This window comes from Frankia sp. AgKG'84/4 (genome assembly GCF_023242965.2).
Taxonomy (GTDB): domain Bacteria; phylum Actinomycetota; class Actinomycetes; order Frankiales; family Frankiaceae; genus Frankia.
In genome coordinates, this window is the sequence record NZ_JALKFU020000053.1 from 1 (window position 1) to 17,475 (window position 17,475).

The 17,475-nt window shown below is 71.7% G+C and carries 12 protein-coding genes and 1 pseudogene; 2 read left to right on the forward strand and 11 right to left on the reverse strand.

Annotated features, from left to right (window positions below; genetic code table 11):
- Window positions 1-48 precede the first annotated feature (48 nt).
- The gene (locus MXD58_RS06215) at window positions 49-1,071 is read right to left on the reverse strand and encodes a 3-isopropylmalate dehydrogenase (protein WP_248840897.1); all 1,023 of its coding nucleotides are present in this window, start codon (window positions 1,069-1,071) and stop codon (window positions 49-51) included.
- Between the two features lie 523 nt (window positions 1,072-1,594).
- On the opposite strand from MXD58_RS06215, the gene MXD58_RS06220 reads away from it, so the two are divergent.
- Complete coding sequence (locus MXD58_RS06220; RefSeq protein ID WP_248840898.1) at window positions 1,595-2,965, forward strand: EAL domain-containing protein; 1,371 nt, start codon at window positions 1,595-1,597, stop codon at window positions 2,963-2,965.
- A complete protein-coding gene (locus MXD58_RS06225) occupies window positions 2,962-3,249 on the forward strand; it encodes a DUF1059 domain-containing protein (protein ID WP_248840899.1) in 288 nt (95 codons plus the stop codon). Before MXD58_RS06220 ends, MXD58_RS06225 begins: the two co-directional genes overlap by 4 nt.
- A gap of 7 nt (window positions 3,250-3,256) precedes the next feature.
- Here MXD58_RS06225 and leuA read toward each other — a convergent pair whose 3' ends face one another.
- From leuA to gatA, 10 genes and pseudogenes are all read right to left on the reverse strand, one after another.
- Window positions 3,257-4,978 (reverse strand): 2-isopropylmalate synthase, encoded by a 1,722-nt coding sequence (gene leuA / locus MXD58_RS06230; RefSeq protein ID WP_248840900.1) that lies wholly within the window; start codon window positions 4,976-4,978, stop codon window positions 3,257-3,259.
- Window positions 4,979-5,246: 268 nt separating this feature from the next.
- On the reverse strand, window positions 5,247-6,176 hold the full coding sequence (locus tag MXD58_RS06235; protein WP_250609110.1) for a septum formation family protein: 930 nt from the start codon (window positions 6,174-6,176) through the stop codon (window positions 5,247-5,249).
- A 139-nt stretch (window positions 6,177-6,315) separates the two neighbouring features.
- Entirely contained in the window at window positions 6,316-7,905 is a 1,590-nt protein-coding gene (gene serA, locus MXD58_RS06240; protein ID WP_248840902.1) for a phosphoglycerate dehydrogenase, read from the reverse strand.
- A 253-nt stretch (window positions 7,906-8,158) separates the two neighbouring features.
- Window positions 8,159-9,151 carry a ketol-acid reductoisomerase gene (gene ilvC / locus MXD58_RS06245; RefSeq protein WP_248840903.1) on the reverse strand — a complete coding sequence of 331 codons (993 nt, stop codon included), beginning with the start codon at window positions 9,149-9,151 and terminating at the stop codon, window positions 8,159-8,161.
- Between the two features lie 97 nt (window positions 9,152-9,248).
- Window positions 9,249-9,776, reverse strand: coding sequence for an acetolactate synthase small subunit (gene ilvN, locus MXD58_RS06250; protein ID WP_248818495.1), 528 nt, complete (start codon window positions 9,774-9,776; stop codon window positions 9,249-9,251).
- Window positions 9,773-11,587, reverse strand: a pseudogene (locus tag MXD58_RS06255) (acetolactate synthase large subunit); the annotation flags it as partial. The gene ilvN and the pseudogene MXD58_RS06255, both read right to left, overlap by 4 nt.
- A gap of 325 nt (window positions 11,588-11,912) precedes the next feature.
- Window positions 11,913-13,718, reverse strand: coding sequence for a penicillin-binding transpeptidase domain-containing protein (locus MXD58_RS06260; protein ID WP_248840905.1), 1,806 nt, complete (start codon window positions 13,716-13,718; stop codon window positions 11,913-11,915).
- 436 nt (window positions 13,719-14,154) lie between these two features.
- Window positions 14,155-15,672 carry an Asp-tRNA(Asn)/Glu-tRNA(Gln) amidotransferase subunit GatB gene (gene gatB / locus MXD58_RS06265; RefSeq protein WP_248840906.1) on the reverse strand — a complete coding sequence of 506 codons (1,518 nt, stop codon included), beginning with the start codon at window positions 15,670-15,672 and terminating at the stop codon, window positions 14,155-14,157.
- Between the two features lie 165 nt (window positions 15,673-15,837).
- Window positions 15,838-16,068, reverse strand: a complete 231-nt coding sequence (locus MXD58_RS06270; RefSeq protein ID WP_248840907.1) for a hypothetical protein — start codon at window positions 16,066-16,068, stop codon at window positions 15,838-15,840.
- 40 nt (window positions 16,069-16,108) lie between these two features.
- On the reverse strand, window positions 16,109-17,475 hold a 1,367-nt coding region (gene gatA, locus MXD58_RS06275; RefSeq protein WP_250609111.1), incomplete at its 5' end, for an Asp-tRNA(Asn)/Glu-tRNA(Gln) amidotransferase subunit GatA.

Genomic DNA, 17,475 nt, shown 5'->3' on the forward strand with positions numbered 1-17,475 from the left:
GGAGCCGGCAGCGCGGGCAGCCGGCAGCGCGGGCAGCCGGCAGCGAGATCAGCCGGCAGCGCGGGCAGCCAGGTCTTCGCCGCGCTCGCGGGTCGACAGCGTGGCCGCACCCGCCCGGTCCGCCAGCGACGCCGCCACAGCGGCCTCGACCCGGGCTGCCTCATCCTCGTGGCCGAGGTGGTCGAGCAGCATGGCCACGGAGGCCACGGTGGCTGTCGGGTCGGCCAGCTGGCGCCCGGCGATGTCGGGAGCGCTGCCGTGCACCGGCTCGAACATGCTCGGGTTGGCGCCGGAGGGGTCGAGGTTGCCACTCGCGGCCAGACCGATGCCACCGGTGATCGCGGCGCCGATGTCGGTGATGATGTCGCCGAACATGTTGTCGGTGACGACCACGTCGAACCGGCCCGGGTCGGTCACGAAGAACATCGACGCCGCGTCCACGTGCTGGTATTCCACCCGCACGTCGGGGAACTCGGGCGCGACCTCGGCGACCGTGCGCGACCACAGGTCACCGGCTTTGGTGAGGACGTTGTTCTTGTGCACCAGGGTGAGGTGCCGGCGCTCGCGGCGGGCGGCCCGGTGGAACGCGTCACGCACGACCCGCTCTACACCGAAGCGGGTGTTGATGCTCTCCTCGGTGGCGACCTCGTGCGGGGTGCCGCGCCGCAGCACGCCCCCGGCACCGGCGTACGGACCCTCGGTGCCCTCCCGGACCACGATCATGTCGATCGACGGCTCACCGGCGAGCGGCGAGCGGACTCCCGGGTACAGCCGGACGGGCCGCAGGTTGACGTGGTGGTCGAGCTCGAAGCGCAGCCGCAGCAGCAGCCCGCGCTCGAGCACGCCGCTGGGCACACCCGGGTCGCCGACCGCACCCAGCAGGATCGCGTCGTGCCCGCGCAGCTCCTCGAGAACCGAATCGGGCAGCGTCTCCCCCGTCTGGTGCCAGCGGCGGGCCCCCAGGTCGTACTCGGTCGTGTCCACCTTGGGATGCACGGTCCGCAGTACCCGCAGCCCTTCGGCCACCACCTCCGGGCCGATTCCGTCGCCGCCGATCACCGCAAGCCTCATGAACTCGACTGTAGCCGGCCGTGGGTCGTCGCCCGCATGCGCCGGGACCGGACGTTCCGCTCGCGCACGGGCGTCATGACGAGCCGGCACGTCCGCCAAGTACCACACCGCGGCCCTCAGACCGGGCGCCGACCACCATCTTCACCCGGCATGCCTACTTAAGGTAATCAAAGGTGACCGTCTCCACTACAACGATCACTACCGTTGTCGGCGACTTGAGAAATGTTCATCACCACGGCAGACATGCCTGCCCGACACCATCACGCCAGGATGTGCGGCAATTGTCAGCACCGGCGAGAGATCGAGGGCATACGGCCGTGGAACCGTCGACAACCGGCCTATTTCCGGGATCCGCCGCGAGAAAATCGCCGTCCAACAATCCGGTCGATACCCGCCGGTCGCACAAAAGAGCGCAGGACCCACAACTCCGGACGGTACTCGCATCGGTCTCCGGGACCAGATGGTAAGAACCTGACTTACATGGACGGGTGCGACGTGCTTGAAGCGAGGGGGTGCACGGCGCATGATTACTCGACAGCGGGCTTCGGCGTGTCCGCCGGTCCGCGGTCGCGCCGAACCGGGGCAGACCAGCGGGTCGGTTGAGCGGGCTGCCGGCCGCGAGGCCACCGCGACGGCCGGGACGCCGGTCATCGACCATGCCCCGGCGGGGAGCGGGCCCTCGACCAGCGTCGTCCCCGCGGATCGGGGTTACGAGGCCGACCTTCCCGACCTGGATCGCATTCTCGCCGACCCGGCCGAACCCGCGCTGTACTTCCAGCCAATCGTCGACCTCCAGCGCGGCGTCATCGCGGGATACGAGGCGCTGGCGCGCTTCCACACCCATCCGACGCATTCACCGGACCGCGTCTTTGCCGCGGCCGACCGACGGGGACTCGCGGCCGAGCTGGAGGCCCGGGTGCTCACCGCGGCACTCGCCGCCCGGGACCGTCTGCCGGATCGTTGTTTCCTCGCCGTGAACGTCCTGCCCCATCTGCTCGACTCCGCCGCGGTCACGGCGGTGTGGCGCGATGCCGATCTGCGCCAGGTGGTGCTGGAGCTCAACGAGGCGGTCGATCTCGACAACACCGTCGGCCTGACCGCGATCGCGAGCGAGCTGCGCAATCGCGGCGCCTTCATCGCCATGGACGACGTCGGGTCGGGCTACGCGGGGCTGCGCCAGCTCGCCCGGGTCCGCCCGGACTTCGTGAAGCTGGACCGCTCGCTGGTCGAGAACGTCGACGACGACCAGGTCAAGATCGCGCTGACCGAGCTGGTCGGCAGCTTCGCCAGCCGGCTCAACGGCTGGGTGATCGCGGAAGGGGTCGAGCGAGTCGACGAACTCGCGATGCTCGTCGGCCTCGGAGTGCCGCTCGGGCAGGGATTCCTACTCGGTCGCCCGGCGCGGAGCTGGCAGCAGCTCGACCCGACCGTCGCTCGGCGCATCCGCCAGCTGTCCGAGCGCAGCAACCGGGCGGCGAGCGTCGAGAGCCTGATGGAACGGGTGAACGTGAGCGTCGGCGACTCCGGGCACTGCGCGATGTCGCCCGACTGCCCGAGCTGCCCGATGCGGCCGTCCGCCGCCCACGGCACGGCGGCGGGCGACCCCGCCGAGGATCAGGTCGCGGACCGCGCGACGATCATCGTGTCAAACCGCTGCCGCCCGGTGGCGCTGCACCTGGCCGCCGGGCCCGGAGGCGGCGCTGACCCACGCCGGGTGCCGACGACGCTGTTCGCCCGGCCCGAGGAGCCCGTCACGGAGGTGGCCCGCCGCGCCATGACCCGTGCCCGGGCGAGCCGGTTCGACCCCGTCATAATCGTGACCGAGATGGGCCGCCCGCTGGGTCTGGTCCGGATGGAGCGCCTGATGCTGCGTCTCGCGGAGATGTCGACATGAGACGGAACCGCTATTGGACCGCGCAGGCCCTGATGGGCCCAAGTCCAGCCGTCGGCGGCCGCTTATCGCCCAACGAGTTCACGCTCCGGCGGCCCGCCATGAAGGAATTCTACTGTGGCGCGATCATTCACGGCTGTGAGACGCGTATCGCGGCACGGACCGAAGAGGAGCTCATGCGCTCGGTCGACACCCATGCCCGGGTCGACCACGGCCTGACAGAGGTCCCGGATGCCGTGGTCGAGCAGGTCCGGCGCGACTCACGCCCGCCGGACCCGCTCGACTGAGCGCCCGTCAGCCGGAGATCGCCGCGCCGGGGATGGCCGACGCCCGCGCGGCCCGGTTCACCGCGCTCACCACGGCGCGCAGCGACGCGGTGACGATGTTCGGGTCGACGCCGACACCCCAGAAGATCCGGTCGTCAACGGCGACCTCCAGGTAGGCCGCCGCCCGCGCGTCGGCGCCGGAACCCAACGCGTGCTCGTTGTAGTCGAGGATCCGCACGCTCAGGTTCCTGCTGGCCAGGGCGGCGACGAAGGCGTCGATGGGGCCGTTGCCGACGCCGGTGAGGATCGCCTCCGCGCCATCGACGCGGACCGAGACGGACACCTCGTCGCGCTCCCCCGAGGCCGCGGTCGTGCGCGAGCCCAGCAGCTGCAGCGGGCCGTCGGTCTCGACCCCGTCCAGGAAGTACTCGCGGCGGAAGATCTGCCAGAGCTGCTCGGCGGTGACCTCGCCGCCCTCGGTGTCGGTGTGGCGCTGCACGACGCCGGAGAACTCGATCTGCAGCCGCCGCGGCAGGTCCAGCGCGTGCTCCGACTTCAGCAGGTACGCCACCCCGCCCTTGCCGGACTGGCTGTTCACCCGGATGACGGCCTCGTAGCTACGCCCGACGTCCTTGGGGTCGATCGGCAGGTAGGGCACCTCCCAGAGCGTCTGCCCGGTGCGTGCCATCGCCTCGAAGCCCTTCTTGATGGCGTCCTGGTGCGAGCCGGAGAAGGCCGTGTAGACGAGGTCGCCGCCGTAGGGGTGGCGAGGATGCACCGGCAGCTGGTTGCAGTACTCCACCGACCGCCGGACCCCGTCGATGTCCGAGAAGTCGATCATCGGGTCGATGCCCTGGGAGAACAGGTTCAGCCCCAGGGTGACCAGGCAGACGTTGCCGGTGCGCTCGCCGTTGCCGAACAGGCAGCCTTCGACCCGGTCGGCGCCGGCCAGCACGCCGAGTTCCGCCGCGGCCACCGCGCAGCCGCGGTCGTTGTGCGGGTGCAGCGACAGGATGACCGCGTCGCGCCGGCTCAGGTGCCGGCTGACCCACTCGATCTGGTCGGCGTAGACGTTCGGGGTCGACATCTCGACGGTCGCCGGCAGGTTCAGCACCACCGGCCGGTCGGCGGTCGGCTGCCACACGTCCATGACGGCCTCGCAGACCTCGACCGCGTAGTCCAGTTCGGTGCCGGTGAACGACTCCGGGCTGTACTGCCAGCGGACGTCGGTGCCGTCCAGCAGCTTCTCGGCGTACTGCAGGCACCAGCGCGCGCCCTGCACGGCGATCTCGGTGATGCCCGCCCGGTCCAGTCCGAACACAACGCGGCGCTGCAGGGTCGACGTGGAGTTGTACAGGTGGATCAGGGCCTTCTTCGCGCCGACCAGCGAGGTCGCCGTGCGCTCGATCAGTTCCTCGCGCGCCTGGGTCAGGACCTGGATGACGACGTCATCGGGGATGCGGTCCTCGTCGATGAGCTGACGGACGAAGTCGAAGTCGGTCTGGCTCGCCGCCGGGAACCCGACCTCGATCTCCTTGTAGCCCATCGCGACCAGCAGCTCGAACATCTGCAGCTTGCGCGCGGGGGTCATCGGGTCGATCAGCGCCTGGTTGCCGTCGCGCAGGTCGACACTGCACCACTGGGGGGCGCGGGTGATCGTCCGCTCGGGCCAGCTACGGTCCGGCAGCGCCACCGGGGTGATCGGCCGGTATTTCTCGACCGGCATGCCAGAGGGCTGTTGCGTGGTCATTGCGCTCCTGCTTCCTGAAAAATGCTCCCGCCGACCGCGTCGCACGATCGTTCGGGGCGTTGGGAAACCGGGAGACCTTCGCGGACCGGAGCGCCAGGCCGGTGGTGGTCACGGCCAGGTCGCTGCGGCGGCGGAATCCCGACGCTGGCGCACGAGAACACCGCGACGGGGAAGCCAGCTGGATCAGGCCCCGCCGCGGCGGCTAAGGAGCAGCAGCGCACACATCAGGATCCAAACACTACCCGATGTCCCACGCATGGCGCACGGCTCAGGCTCCGATCGGTCCCAACACCCGGAACGCGCCCGCGCGGGGCTGCAGATCATCGCTGCGCACGGTGCACACCGCGGTTCGGGCGCCCGACTGCCAGCTCGGCTCGGACGGGTACACCGTGCCGGCCCTATGGTGCGGGGCGGAGTCGATGGCACCGGCGAAGTCCCGCAGCGCGCCGACGCAGCGCTGGTCGGCCGCCTTGGCCACGGTCGAGGCGCCGGGCCAGCGGTCGAACAGCAGGGTGAGGTCCACCAGCCGGGTGACCTCGTCGATGTGCAGGCGGTCGCAGCTGACGCGGACCGGGGCCACCGGCTCGGGCGGTGCGGTCGAGTTCGCCGCGGTGGGGGTCCAGTTCAGGCAGTCGCCCTGGTGCAGGCTGGCCAGCAGCCCGGCCGACAGCGCGAAACCCGCCGGCGGCTGATTCCAGCCGCTCGTGACCACGGGGACGGCCGCGGACGGCGTGCCTCCCGGCAGGGCCGCGGAGGCGCCGAAGCGCGAGGCGGTGCCCACGCCGCCGCGCGTCGCCGTCTGCCGCAGCGCCACCACGGTGATGGTGATCATCCCGACGATAAGCGCCATAAAGGTGATCATCTGAGCGATGCGTCGGGAACGGCTCGGCAGGCTCGGCGGCGTCACCAGCCGGTGGAAGACTCCGGGCAGGCCACGGGGAACGGGAACGACCTGGCAACGTCCGGATGACGGCCTGCCCTGCTGCCGTACGCGTTCGGCCGCGGACGGCTCGAGAAAACGGGCCCCACGGACGAATCGCTCATCCAGGCGAAGCCCCTCAAACGGGTCCTGATGCCGCGACGCCATGTCTGCCACGGTAAACCCGGCAGTCAACTTCCTGCGTGTGTTCCCCGTAAAGATCAGCCCGCGCCGTGCCCCAGGCCGCTCCACGCGGCCCGGGCGCAGGTGGCCGGCCACTCATAGCCACCAGCGACGGGCCGATACGGCCCGCACCGGTCGCCGGGAGCCTGCCACCCCCGGTGCCGGATGTCACCCGGGCGCGGGGCTCCGAAGCGCCACCGGAGCCGGCGCCGCCCGCCCGGGCCCATCGAGACCGCTAGTCGGCGCGGATGCTGACCGCCCGCGCGTACGACGCGCCGATGATCTTCGCGATGTCGGCCAGGATGTCCTGGGCCACCGCGTCGTCCAGGGACAGCGACATCAGCGCCTCGCCACCCACCTGCAACCGGCTGACCTGGGCGCTCGCGATGTTGATGCTCGCCTCGCCCAGCAGCGCGCCGACGGCGCCGACGATGCCCGGCCGGTCGGAGTACCGGAAGAACGCCAGGTGGTTCTCGGGCCGGATGTCGACCTCGAAGCCGTCGATCGCGGTGATCTTCTCGACCTGGCGCGAGCCGATCAGGGTGCCGCTGACGGACACCGACGTGCCGTCGGCGAGCACGCCGCGCAGGGTGACCAGATTGCGGTAGTCGCCGCTCTCCTCGGAGGTCTCCAGCGTCACGTCGAGGCCGCGTTCCTTGGCCAGCAGCGGCGCGTTGACGTAGGTGACCTGCTCCTCGACGACGTCGCTGAACACGCCCTTGAGCGCCGCGAGCTGCAGCACGGACACGTCGTGGGCGGCGATCTCCCCGCGCACCTCGACGGTGATCGCGGCGGCGACACCGCCGGCGAGACCGGTGAAGAGCTGGCCGAGCTTCTCCGCGAGCGGCAGGCCTGGCCGGACATCCTCGGCCACCACGCCACCGGCCTGGACGTTGACCGCGTCGGGCACGAACTCGCCCTGCAGCGCGAGGCGCACCGAACGGGCGACCGCCAGGCCCGCCTTGTCCTGGGCCTCCTGGGTGGAGGCGCCGAGGTGCGGGGTGACCACGACGTTGTCGAGGCCGAACAGCGGCGAGGAGGTGGTCGGCTCGGTGACGAACACGTCGATGCCCGCGCCGCCGACCTGACCCGAACTCACCGCGTCGGCGAGCGCCGACTCGTCGATCAGCCCACCGCGGGCGGCGTTGACGATGATGACGCCGCGCCTGGTCCGGGCCAGTTCATCGGCGCCGATCAGACCGAGCGTCTCCGGGGTCTTCGGCAGGTGGATGGTGATCGCGTCGCTGCGGCGCAGCAGCTCGTCGAGGTCGACGAGGGCGACCCCGAGCTGCGCGGCCCGCGCCACCGAAACGTACGGGTCATAGGCGATGACCTTCATGCCGAAGCCGGCAAGGCGCTGCGCCACCAGGACGCCGATGCGGCCGAGCCCGACCACGCCGAGGGTCTTCTCGACCAGCTCGACGCCGGTGTACTTCGACCGCTTCCACTCGCCGCCGCGCAGCGACTGGTTCGCCGCCGGGACCCGCCGGGCGACCGCGAGCAACAGCGCGATGGCGTGCTCCGCGGCGCTGACAATGTTCGAGGTGGGCGCGTTGACGACCATCACGCCGCGCTGGGTGGCCGCGGCGACGTCGACGTTGTCCAGCCCGATGCCGGCGCGGGCGACGACCTTGAGCTGGCCGGCGGCGGCGAGCGCCTCGGCGTCGATCTTCGTGGCGGACCGGACGATGACGGCGTCGACGTCGGCGAGAGCGGGCAGCAGGGCCGAGCGGTCCGCGCCGTTGACGTGACGAAGCTCGAAGTCCCCGGACAGCACCTCCAGCCCGGCCGGCGACAGCTCCTCGGCTACGAGTACGACGGGCACTGGACCACTCCTATAGCGGCTACTGGCAGGCCGCGGGCGGCGCGGATCGGATCGGTCCCGCGGCCGTCGCGGCCCGGCGGTGACGGGGCGTACTGACTGTGGCGGGCCCAGCCTACCGACGCCCGCGGCGCCCACCGCCGGTTTCCCCCCGGTTTCATCACGATGACGGGTGGCCGCCGAGCCGGCCGGCACGTCATGGTGACCGCGATGTGCCCCGCCGACCGCGCCCGGCCGGCGGGGCACATCGTGCGTTCTAGCGGGCAATCCAGGACATCAGCGGCCGCAGGCGGGCACCGACCTGCTCGATCGGGTGCTGCTTGCCCTCCTCGACGAGCTTGTTGAACGTCGCGCGGCCGTTGTCGTCCTCCGCGACCCACTCGCGGGCGAACGTGCCGTCCTGGATCTCCTCCAGGATCTTGCGCATCTCCGCCTTGACGGCCGGGGTGATGACCCGTGGCCCGCGGGTGACATCGCCGTACTCGGCGGTGTCGGAGATCGAGTAGCGCATCTGCGAGATGCCGCCCTCGTACATCAGGTCGACGATGAGCTTGAGCTCGTGCAGGCACTCGAAGTACGCGACCTCGGGGGTGTAGCCCGCCTCGACCAGCGTCTCGAACCCGGCCTGGACCAGGGCGCTCGCGCCGCCGCAGAGCACGGCCTGCTCACCGAACAGGTCGGTCTCGGTCTCCTCGGTGAAGGTCGTGCGCAGCGCGCCGGCGCGGGTGCCGCCGATGGCCTTGGCGTAGGCCAGCGCGATGGCCAGCGCCTTGCCCGAGGCGTCGTTCTCGACCGCGACGAGGACGGGCACGCCCTTGCCCTCCTCGAACACCCGGCGGACCAGGTGGCCGGGGCCCTTCGGAGCGACCATGAACACGTCGACGCCGGCCGGCGGCTCGATCAGGTTGTAACGGATGTTGAAGCCGTGCCCGAACGCCAGCGCCTTGCCCTCGCTCAGGTGCGGGGCGATGGACTCGGCGTAGATCTTGCGGTGGGTGGTGTCCGGCGTGAGCAGCATGATGATGTCGGCCTCGGCGGACGCCTCCGCGGGCGTGAGCACGCGCAGGCCCTGCTCGGTCGCCTTCTGCCTGCTGCGGCTGTCCGCGGGCAGGCCGACCCGCACGTCGACGCCCGAGTCGCGCAGGTTCAGCGCGTGCGCGTGGCCCTGGCTGCCGTAGCCGATGACGGCGACCTTGCGGCCGGCCAGGACGTCGAGCGAGGCGTCGTCGTCGTAGTAGATCTCGACCATCGTGGGGGTCTCTCTTCTCGTGGGGTGAACTGCGTGCGGAACATGCGAGCGGGAACAGCGGTGCGGGAACAGCGGGTGCGGCGCCGGCGGCGACCGGTCAGGCGGTGCGTTCGACGGAGCGCAGGCTGCGGTCGGTGATCGACCGCGAGCCACGGCCGAGCGCGACCATGCCGGACTGGACCAGCTCCCGGATACCGAAGGGTTCCAGCATGCGGATCAGTGCGTCCAGCTTGTCGCGGGTGCCTGTCGCCTCCACGGTGACGGCGTCCTGGGCGACGTCGACCACCTTGGCACGGAACAGCGCGACCGTCTCCAGCACCTGCGACCGGACGGCGAGATCGGCGCGGACCTTGACGAGCAGCAGTTCCCGCTGCACCGAGACGGACGTGTCCATCTCGACGATCTTCAGGACGTTGACCAGCTTGTTGAGCTGCTTGGTCACCTGTTCGAGCGGCAGGTCGTCGACGGCGACGACGATCGTCATCCGGGAGACGTCGGCGTGTTCGGTCGGCCCGACGGCGAGCGACTCGATGTTGAACCCGCGCCGGGAGAACAGTCCGGAGACCCGGGCCAGCACGCCCGGCTTGTTCTCGACCAGCACGGACAGGGTGTGGTGGGTGGTCACAGGTTCACCTCGGCGTCGCCGGTGTAGTCGAAGTCGGGAGCGAGGTCGCGGGCGACCCGGATCTCGTCGTTGCTCGCGCCGGCGGCGACCATCGGCCAGACCATGGCGTCGGGATGGACCACGAAGTCCACGACGACCGGCGCGTCGTCGATCGCCATCGCCTTCTCGATCGTCTCGTCGACCTCGGCGGCCGACTCGCAGCGCAGCCCCACACAGCCGAGCGCCTCCGCGAGGCGGACGAAGTCCGGCACCCGCTTGACCCCGGTGCGCGGCGACGCCGGGTGCGTGCCGAGCTCGGTGTTGGAGTACCGCTTGTCGTAGAAAAGGGTCTGCCACTGGCGGACCATGCCGAGCGAGCCGTTGTTGATGATCGCGACCTTGATCGGGATGCCCTCCAGGGCGCAGGTGGCGAGCTCCTGGTTGGTCATCTGGAAGCAGCCGTCGCCGTCGATCGCCCACACCGTGGCGTCCGGGCAGCCGACCTTGGCGCCCATCGCGGCGGGCACCGCGTAGCCCATCGTCCCGGCGCCACCGGAGTTCAGCCAGGTGTACGGGTTCTCGTAGGAGATGAACTGCGCCGCCCACATCTGGTGCTGCCCGACTCCGGCGGAGAAGATCGTCTCCGGGCCGGCGATGCGGCCGAGGCGCTCGATGACGTGCTGCGGGGCCAGCGAACCGTCGGGCGGGGTCTCGTAGCCGAGCGGGTAGGTGCGCCGCCAGCCGTCCAGGGTGTGCCACCAGCCCTCGAGGTCGGGGCGCTGCTCCGCCGCCAGCGCCGCGACCAGCTCGGTGATCACCTCGCGGCAGTCGCCGACGATCGGCACGTCCGCGGTCCGGTTCTTGCCGATCTCGGCCGGGTCGATGTCGGCGTGGATGATCGCGGCCTTCGGCGCGAAGGACGCCAGCCGGCCGGTGACCCGGTCGTCGAAGCGGGCGCCGAGGGTGATGAGCAGGTCGGCCTTCTGCAGTGCGGTCACCGCGGCGACCGAGCCGTGCATGCCGGGCATGCCCAGATGCTGGGGGTGGGAGTCCGGGAAGGCGCCGCGGGCCATCAGGGTGGTGACGACCGGGATGCCGGTCATCTCCGCGAGCGTGCGCAGCTGCGCCGCTGCCCGGGCCTTGAGCACACCGCCGCCGACGTAGAGCACCGGGCGCCGGCTCGCGCTGATCAGCTTGGCGGCCTCCCGCACCTGCTTGCCGTGCGGACGGGTCACCGGGCGGTAGCCGGGCAGGTCGAGGGCCGGCGGCCACACCTCGTGCGGCAGCACGGCCGTCCTGCCCTGCAGGATGTCCTTGGGCAGGTCGACCAGGACCGGACCGGGCCGCCCGGTGCCGGCCAGGTGGAAGGCCTCGGCGATCGTGCGCGGGATGTCGTCGGCGCTCTGGACCAGGAAGTTGTGCTTGGTGATCGGCAGGGTGATACCGCAGATGTCCGCTTCCTGGAAGGCGTCGGTGCCGATCGCGGCGCTGGCGACCTGGCCGGTGATGGCGACCATCGGCACCGAGTCCATGTAGGCGTCGGCGATCGGCGTCACCAGGTTCGTCGCGCCCGGTCCGGACGTGGCCATGCACACCCCGACCCGGCCCGTGGCCTGGGCATACCCCTCGGCCGCATGGCCGGCACCCTGCTCGTGGCGAACGAGGATGTGCCGCACCCGGGTGGAGTCGAACAGCGGATCGTAGGCGGGCAGGATCGCTCCGCCCGGGATGCCGAAGACCACCTCGGCTCCGACCGCCTCAAGGGAGTGGACGAGCGACTGGGCTCCGGTGATCTCTCGTGTCATCTGGGCGTCATCCTTGAGGCCGTGGTGTGTGCGGCGGTGGGTCCCCGACGTCGGACGCCGGGCACGAAAAAGCCCCTCGTGCCTGAGGCACTGAGGGGCGGCGCACGTGTCGAGAAGCTCGACTACGCGCGCTCAGAACGTACAAGAATCGAATGGTGCACGGATCTACCGTGCCGGAGTTCTCGTCCTACGTCAAGCAGAGCCGCCATCAGCCCGGGGACACAAGCGATCCCGGACGCGTCGCCGAACGGCGCGATCCGGCGCTCCGGACCGGGAGGATGAGCCGGATCAGCCGGATCAGCCGGACCCGGCGCGATCCGGCCGACGGTCGCCGGCCGGCAGCCGGGTTCGGTCAGCGACCGCCGACGCCGGTCGGGGCGCCGCCGTCGAGGGCGGTGAGGAAGCGGCTCGCGATCGGCGCCGCGGTGTCGGCTCCGAACCCACCGTCCTCGACGACGACGGCGAAAGCCACGTCGCCGCGGTAACCGACGAACCAGGCGTGCGTCGGGGGCGGGTTGCCGTCCTTGTACTCGGCGGTCCCGGTCTTACCGAAGACCTCGCCGGGCATCGGCACCCCGGCCGCGGTGCCCTCGGTGACCACCGCGCGCATGAAATCACGCAGCTCCGGCAGGACGGCCGCCGGGATGGCGTTGCTGCGCGACGGCTGGCCGGCGACGAACGGCTGGCGCCAGGTGCCGCTGGCCACTGCGGCGGCGACGCTTGCCATCTGCAGGGGGGAGACCTCGATGCGGGCCTGACCGATCGCCGCGGACGCGGATTCGGCCGCGTCGCGCGGGGTGGGGAAGCTGCCGCCGACGCTGGCGATGTCCAGCGGCGGGGTGCCGTCGAAGCCGTAGAGCTGCGCGGCCTTCTCCAGGGAGCCCGCGGGCAGCGACTCCGCCAGCCGGATGAATGCGGTGTTGCAGCTCTTCGCGAACGCGGTCCGCAGCGGGATGGTGCCGAACTGCTCGGATTCGGCGTTCTGGAACGTCTGGCCATCGACCGTGACCGACTGGGTGCAGTCCAGCGGGGTGTTCGCGGACTTCCCGTTCATCAGCGCGGCCGTCGCCGCGATGATCTTGAAGGTGGATCCCGGCGGGTACCTGCCGCGGATGGCCCGGCTCGCCCCGCCCGGCGGGTGGTTCGCCAGCGCCAGCACGCCGCCGGTACGGGTGTCGATCGCGACCATGGCGGCGGTCGGCTGGGCCGCGGTGGCCAGGGCCGCCTCGGCGGCCTGCTGCACCCGCAGGTCGAGGGTGGTCCGCAGCGACGTGCCGTCGGTCATCGGGTAGGTGTGCAGCGTCTGGACGGTTTTGTTCTGCGCGTCGCGGACGACCACGGCGCCGCCCTGGGCGCGCAGCTTGGTGTCGTAGACGCGCTCCAGGCCCGACAGCGGGCCCGTCCGGCCGACGAGGTTGCCGGCGAGGTCACCGGAGTCGCGCAGCGGCTGGCCGGCTGCGGAGAGCAGGTCGCCGCGGTGCCCGGTGGAGGCGGTGCGGTCCAGGTACAGGCCCGGGCGCAGCGCCGGGTGGACCGACGCCGGTTCCGCGCGCACCTTCCAGCCGTTCCCGGTGGCGACCAGGTTCAGTGTGCCGGCGTACTCCAGCGGCGTTGGCAGGCCCGACAGGGTGAGCCTCGCGACGTACGGCGCCGTCGCCGTCGAGCCCTCGCGGCTGATCGAACCCGCGGTGAAGGAGGCGCCCGTGATCAGCAGCCGGTCCCGGACGTCGGCCATCGTGGACAGCAGGGCCGGGACGCCGACGCTGCCCGCCACGCTCGCCGCGGTCACCGCGGCCCGCCCTGCCCGGTCATCACCGGCGCCACCAGTCGTGGCCGCCGGGGTGAGCGCCGTCGGCGTCGGCGCGGCGGAACCGGCTGCGGCCGTCGTGGTCGCCGTCCCGCCGGTAGTCGCCGTCCCGCCGGTGGTCGCCGTCCCGCCGGTGGTCGCCAGGGTGCGCCAGGCGGCGAGGTAGGCCGCCGCAGCCGTCCGCACCCGCTTGTCGGCCGCCCGGGACTGCGCCCGGTCCTTCAGGACGTAACCGATCCCGCTGCCCGCGGCCAGCACGAGGATGACGACGGCGGCGATGATCGTCCGCCGCCGGCCACGACCCCGACGCCGGGACGTCGACGCGGTGAATCCGGACGGTGTGAGGGGCACGGCGACCCCCCTCCCCTCGCTGGTGCTGACCGATCGGAAGCTCACCCTACGAAGGCCCTCGGCAGCGCGCATCCGACGCGCCGCCTGTCGTCGGCAACCCGACACGCGGATCGGATACGACAGGAGAACGTGGTCCCTTCGGGCCCGTGCCACGTTAGGACAACACGTGCGCCGCCGACGGACCGCCTGGACCGGGCCGCACCCGAGTGGGCCAGGCCTCTCCCCCAAAGCCCCCGAAGCCGTCACAAACCACCCGACGGCTACATGACCACCCTATCCGCCCACAGAGAGGGCGGATCCGACGGGCGGTAGGCCGGCAGTCCAGACGGGGCCGAGGTTCAGGCAGAAGCGGAGTTCAGGCAGAAGCGGAGTTCAGGCAGGGCCGGTTCAGGCAGAGGCGGAGTTCAGGAAACGGGGAGTTCAGGTGACGCCGAGTTCAGGAGGCACCGAGGCGTTCGAGCAGCAGGGTGCGGATGCCGGCCGCGTCGGCCTGGCCCTTCATCGCCTTCATCACCGCGCCGACCAGCGGGCCGACCGCGTTGAGCTTGCCGCCGCGGACCTTCTCGGCGATGTCGGGAGCGGCGGCGATCGCCGCGTCGACCGCGGCGGTGAGCGCCCCGTCGTCGGCGACGACGGCGAGGCCCCGGCCGGCGACGACCTCGTCGGGCGTGCCCTCCCCGGCGAGCACGCCATCGATGACCTTGCGGGCCAGCGCGTCGGTGAGCTCGCCCCCGGCGATCAGCACGGTGATCCGCGCGACGTCGGCGGGCGTGATGGCGAGTTCGTCCGGCGCGACCTCGGCGTCGGCAGCGCGGCGGGCAAGCTCGTTGAGCCACCACTTGCGCGCCGCCGCCGGGGTGGCCCCGGCGGCGACCGTCCGCTCGACCAGGTCGAGGACGCCGGCGTTACTCAGGTCGACGAGGTCACGCGGGGTGTAGCCGTGCTCGGTGATGAGGCGGGCGCGTCGCGCCGCGGGCAGCTCCGGCAGGCTGGCCCGCAGCTCGTCGACGAACTCGGCGGACAGCGCCAGCGGGGCGAGGTCCGGCTCCGGGAAGTACCGGTAGTCGGTCGCCTCCTCCTTGGAGCGGCCCGGCGAGGTTCGCCCGACCCCCTCGTCGAAGTGCCGGGTCTCCTGGCGGATCCGTTCGCCGTCGTCGAGCAGCGCCGCCTGGCGGGTGATCTCGTAGCGGACCGCTCGCTCAACCGAGCGCAGGGAGTTGAGGTTCTTCGTCTCGGTACGGGTGCCGAACGGCGCGTCCGCAACGCCTGGCGCGGGGCGGCGGCGCAGCGACACGTTCGCGTCGCAGCGCAGCGAGCCCTGCTCCATCCGGACGTCGGACACGCCCAGGGCGCGGATCAGCTCGCGCAGCTCGTCGACGTAGGCCTTGGCGACCTCGGGCGAGCGGATGTCCGGCTCGGTGACGATCTCGACCAGCGGGATGCCGGCCCGGTTGAAGTCGACCAGCGAGTGGGTGGCCCCGTGGATGCGGCCGGTGGCGCCGCCGACGTGCAGCGACTTGCCGGTGTCCTCCTCCATGTGCACGCGGGTGATGCCGACCCGGTGGGTCTCGCCGTCCACCACGACGTCGAGCCAGCCGTCCGTGCACAGCGGCTCGTCGTACTGGCTGATCTGGAAGTTCTTCGGCATGTCCGGGTAGAAGTAGTTCTTCCGCGCGAAGCGGCACCAGGACGCGATGTCGCAGTTGAGTGCGAGCCCGATCAGCACGGCGAAGCGCACGGCCGCCTCGTTGACCACCGGCAGCGCGCCGGGTAGTCCGAGGCAGACGGGGCAGACCTGGCTGTTCGGCTCGGCGCCGAACGCGGTCGCGCAGCCGCAGAACATCTTGGAGACGGTGCCGAGCTCGACGTGCGTCTCCAGGCCGATCACCGGCTCGTAGCGGGCGGTCGCGTCGGCGAAGGAGGGCAACGCGCTGGCGGGAGCCGCTGTGCTCACCGGAGGTACTCCTCTGTCACTGGGGGGTGCTGCTGTGCTGGGGACTGCTGTGCCGGGGACTGCTGTGCCGGGGACTGCTGTGCCGGGGACTGCTGTGCCGGGAGCTGCTGTGCCGGGCTGAGGCGCCAGGTGCGGTGCGCCGTCCGGGGCCCGGGTCTGAGCCGGTCATGCGGGCGGTGCGGGGCCGTCGTCGCTCGGCGGCGCGGCCGGCGGCCGGCGCCGGGTGTCACGCAGGTGCACGCGGGTGAGGAACACGGCACCGGGCAGACCGATCACACCCCAGAGCAGCAGGGCCGGTTGGAGCAGGGCGATGCCCAGGCCGAGCACCACCAGGTCGAGAAGCCACACGACGACCAGGAGCGTGCGGTCCTGGCGACTGCTGCGCAGGCTCACCATCGCGGGCTCCCCGACCGTCGGCGACCCGTCTCGGCGCCGCTCACAGCGCCGGGGCCTCGTCGAGCAGCGGGTGGCCGCGGCCGGTGTCGAGCGCCGCTTCCAAGGCGCCGCCGACCAGGTAGAGCCGGTCGTCGGCGAAAGCCGGCGCCATGATCTGGATACCCACGGGCAGCCCGTCCACGAGCCCGGCGGGCAGGCTCATCGCGGGCCCGCCGGCCAGGTTCGACGGGATCGTGCACAGGTCGGAGAGGTACATCGCGACCGGGTCGTCGACCTTGTCGCCCAGCGGGAACGCCGGCGTCGGGGTGGTCGGCGAGACCAGGACGTCGACCTGCTCGTAGGCGGCGGCGAAGTCCCGGCTGATCAGCGTGCGGACCTTCTGCGCCTGGCCGTAGTAGGCGTCGTAGTAGCCCGAGGACAGCGCGTAGGTGCCGAGGATGATGCGGCGCTTCACCTCGGGGCCGAAACCGGCCTCGCGGGTGCGGCTCATGACCTCCTCGGCGCCGGCCAGGCCGTCGTCGCCGACGCGCAGCCCGAAGCGCATCGCGTCGAACCGCGCGAGGTTCGACGAGCACTCGCTCGGCGCGATCAGGTAGTAGGCGGACAGCGCGTACTCGAAGTGCGGGCAGCTGACCTCGACGACCTCGGCGCCGAGCTCGCGCAGCGCCTCGACGGCGGCGACGAACGCGGCCTGCACCCCCGGGTCGTACCCGTCGCCGGCGAGCTCGCGGACCACGCCGACGCGCAGTCCGCGCACGTCGCGGCGGCCGGCGGCGGCGACCACCGGCGGCACCGGTACATCGACGCTGGTCGAGTCGAGCGGGTCGTGGCCGGCGATCGCCGCGTGCAGCAGGGCCGCGTCGGTGACGGTGCGCGCCAGGGGGCCGGCCTGGTCGAGCGAGCTGGAGAACGCGACGAGCCCGTAGCGACTGACCCCGCCGTACGTCGGCTTCACGCCGACCAGGCCGCAGACGGCGGCCGGCTGGCGGATGGAGCCGCCGGTGTCGGTGCCGATCGCGAGGGGCGCTTCGAAGGCGGCGACGGCGGCGGCGGACCCACCGCTGGACCCGCCGGGGATGCGGGAGGTGTCCCACGGGTTGCGGGTCGGGCCATACGCCGAGTTCTCGGTGGACGAGCCCATGGCGAACTCGTCCATGTTGACCTTGCCGAGCAGCACGACGTCGGCCGCGCGCAGCCGGCTGACGACGGTGGCGTCGTACGGCGCCTGCCAGCCCTCGAGGATCCGGCTGCCGCAGGTGGTCGGCATTCCGCGGGTGGTCAGCACGTCCTTGAGCGCCAGCGGGACGCCGGCGAGCGGGCCCAGGCGCTCCCCGGTTCTGTATCTCTTAACATGAAGAGTAATTCCGCTTCCGCTTGCGCTGTTCTGGGAGGCTCCATGATCGTCGT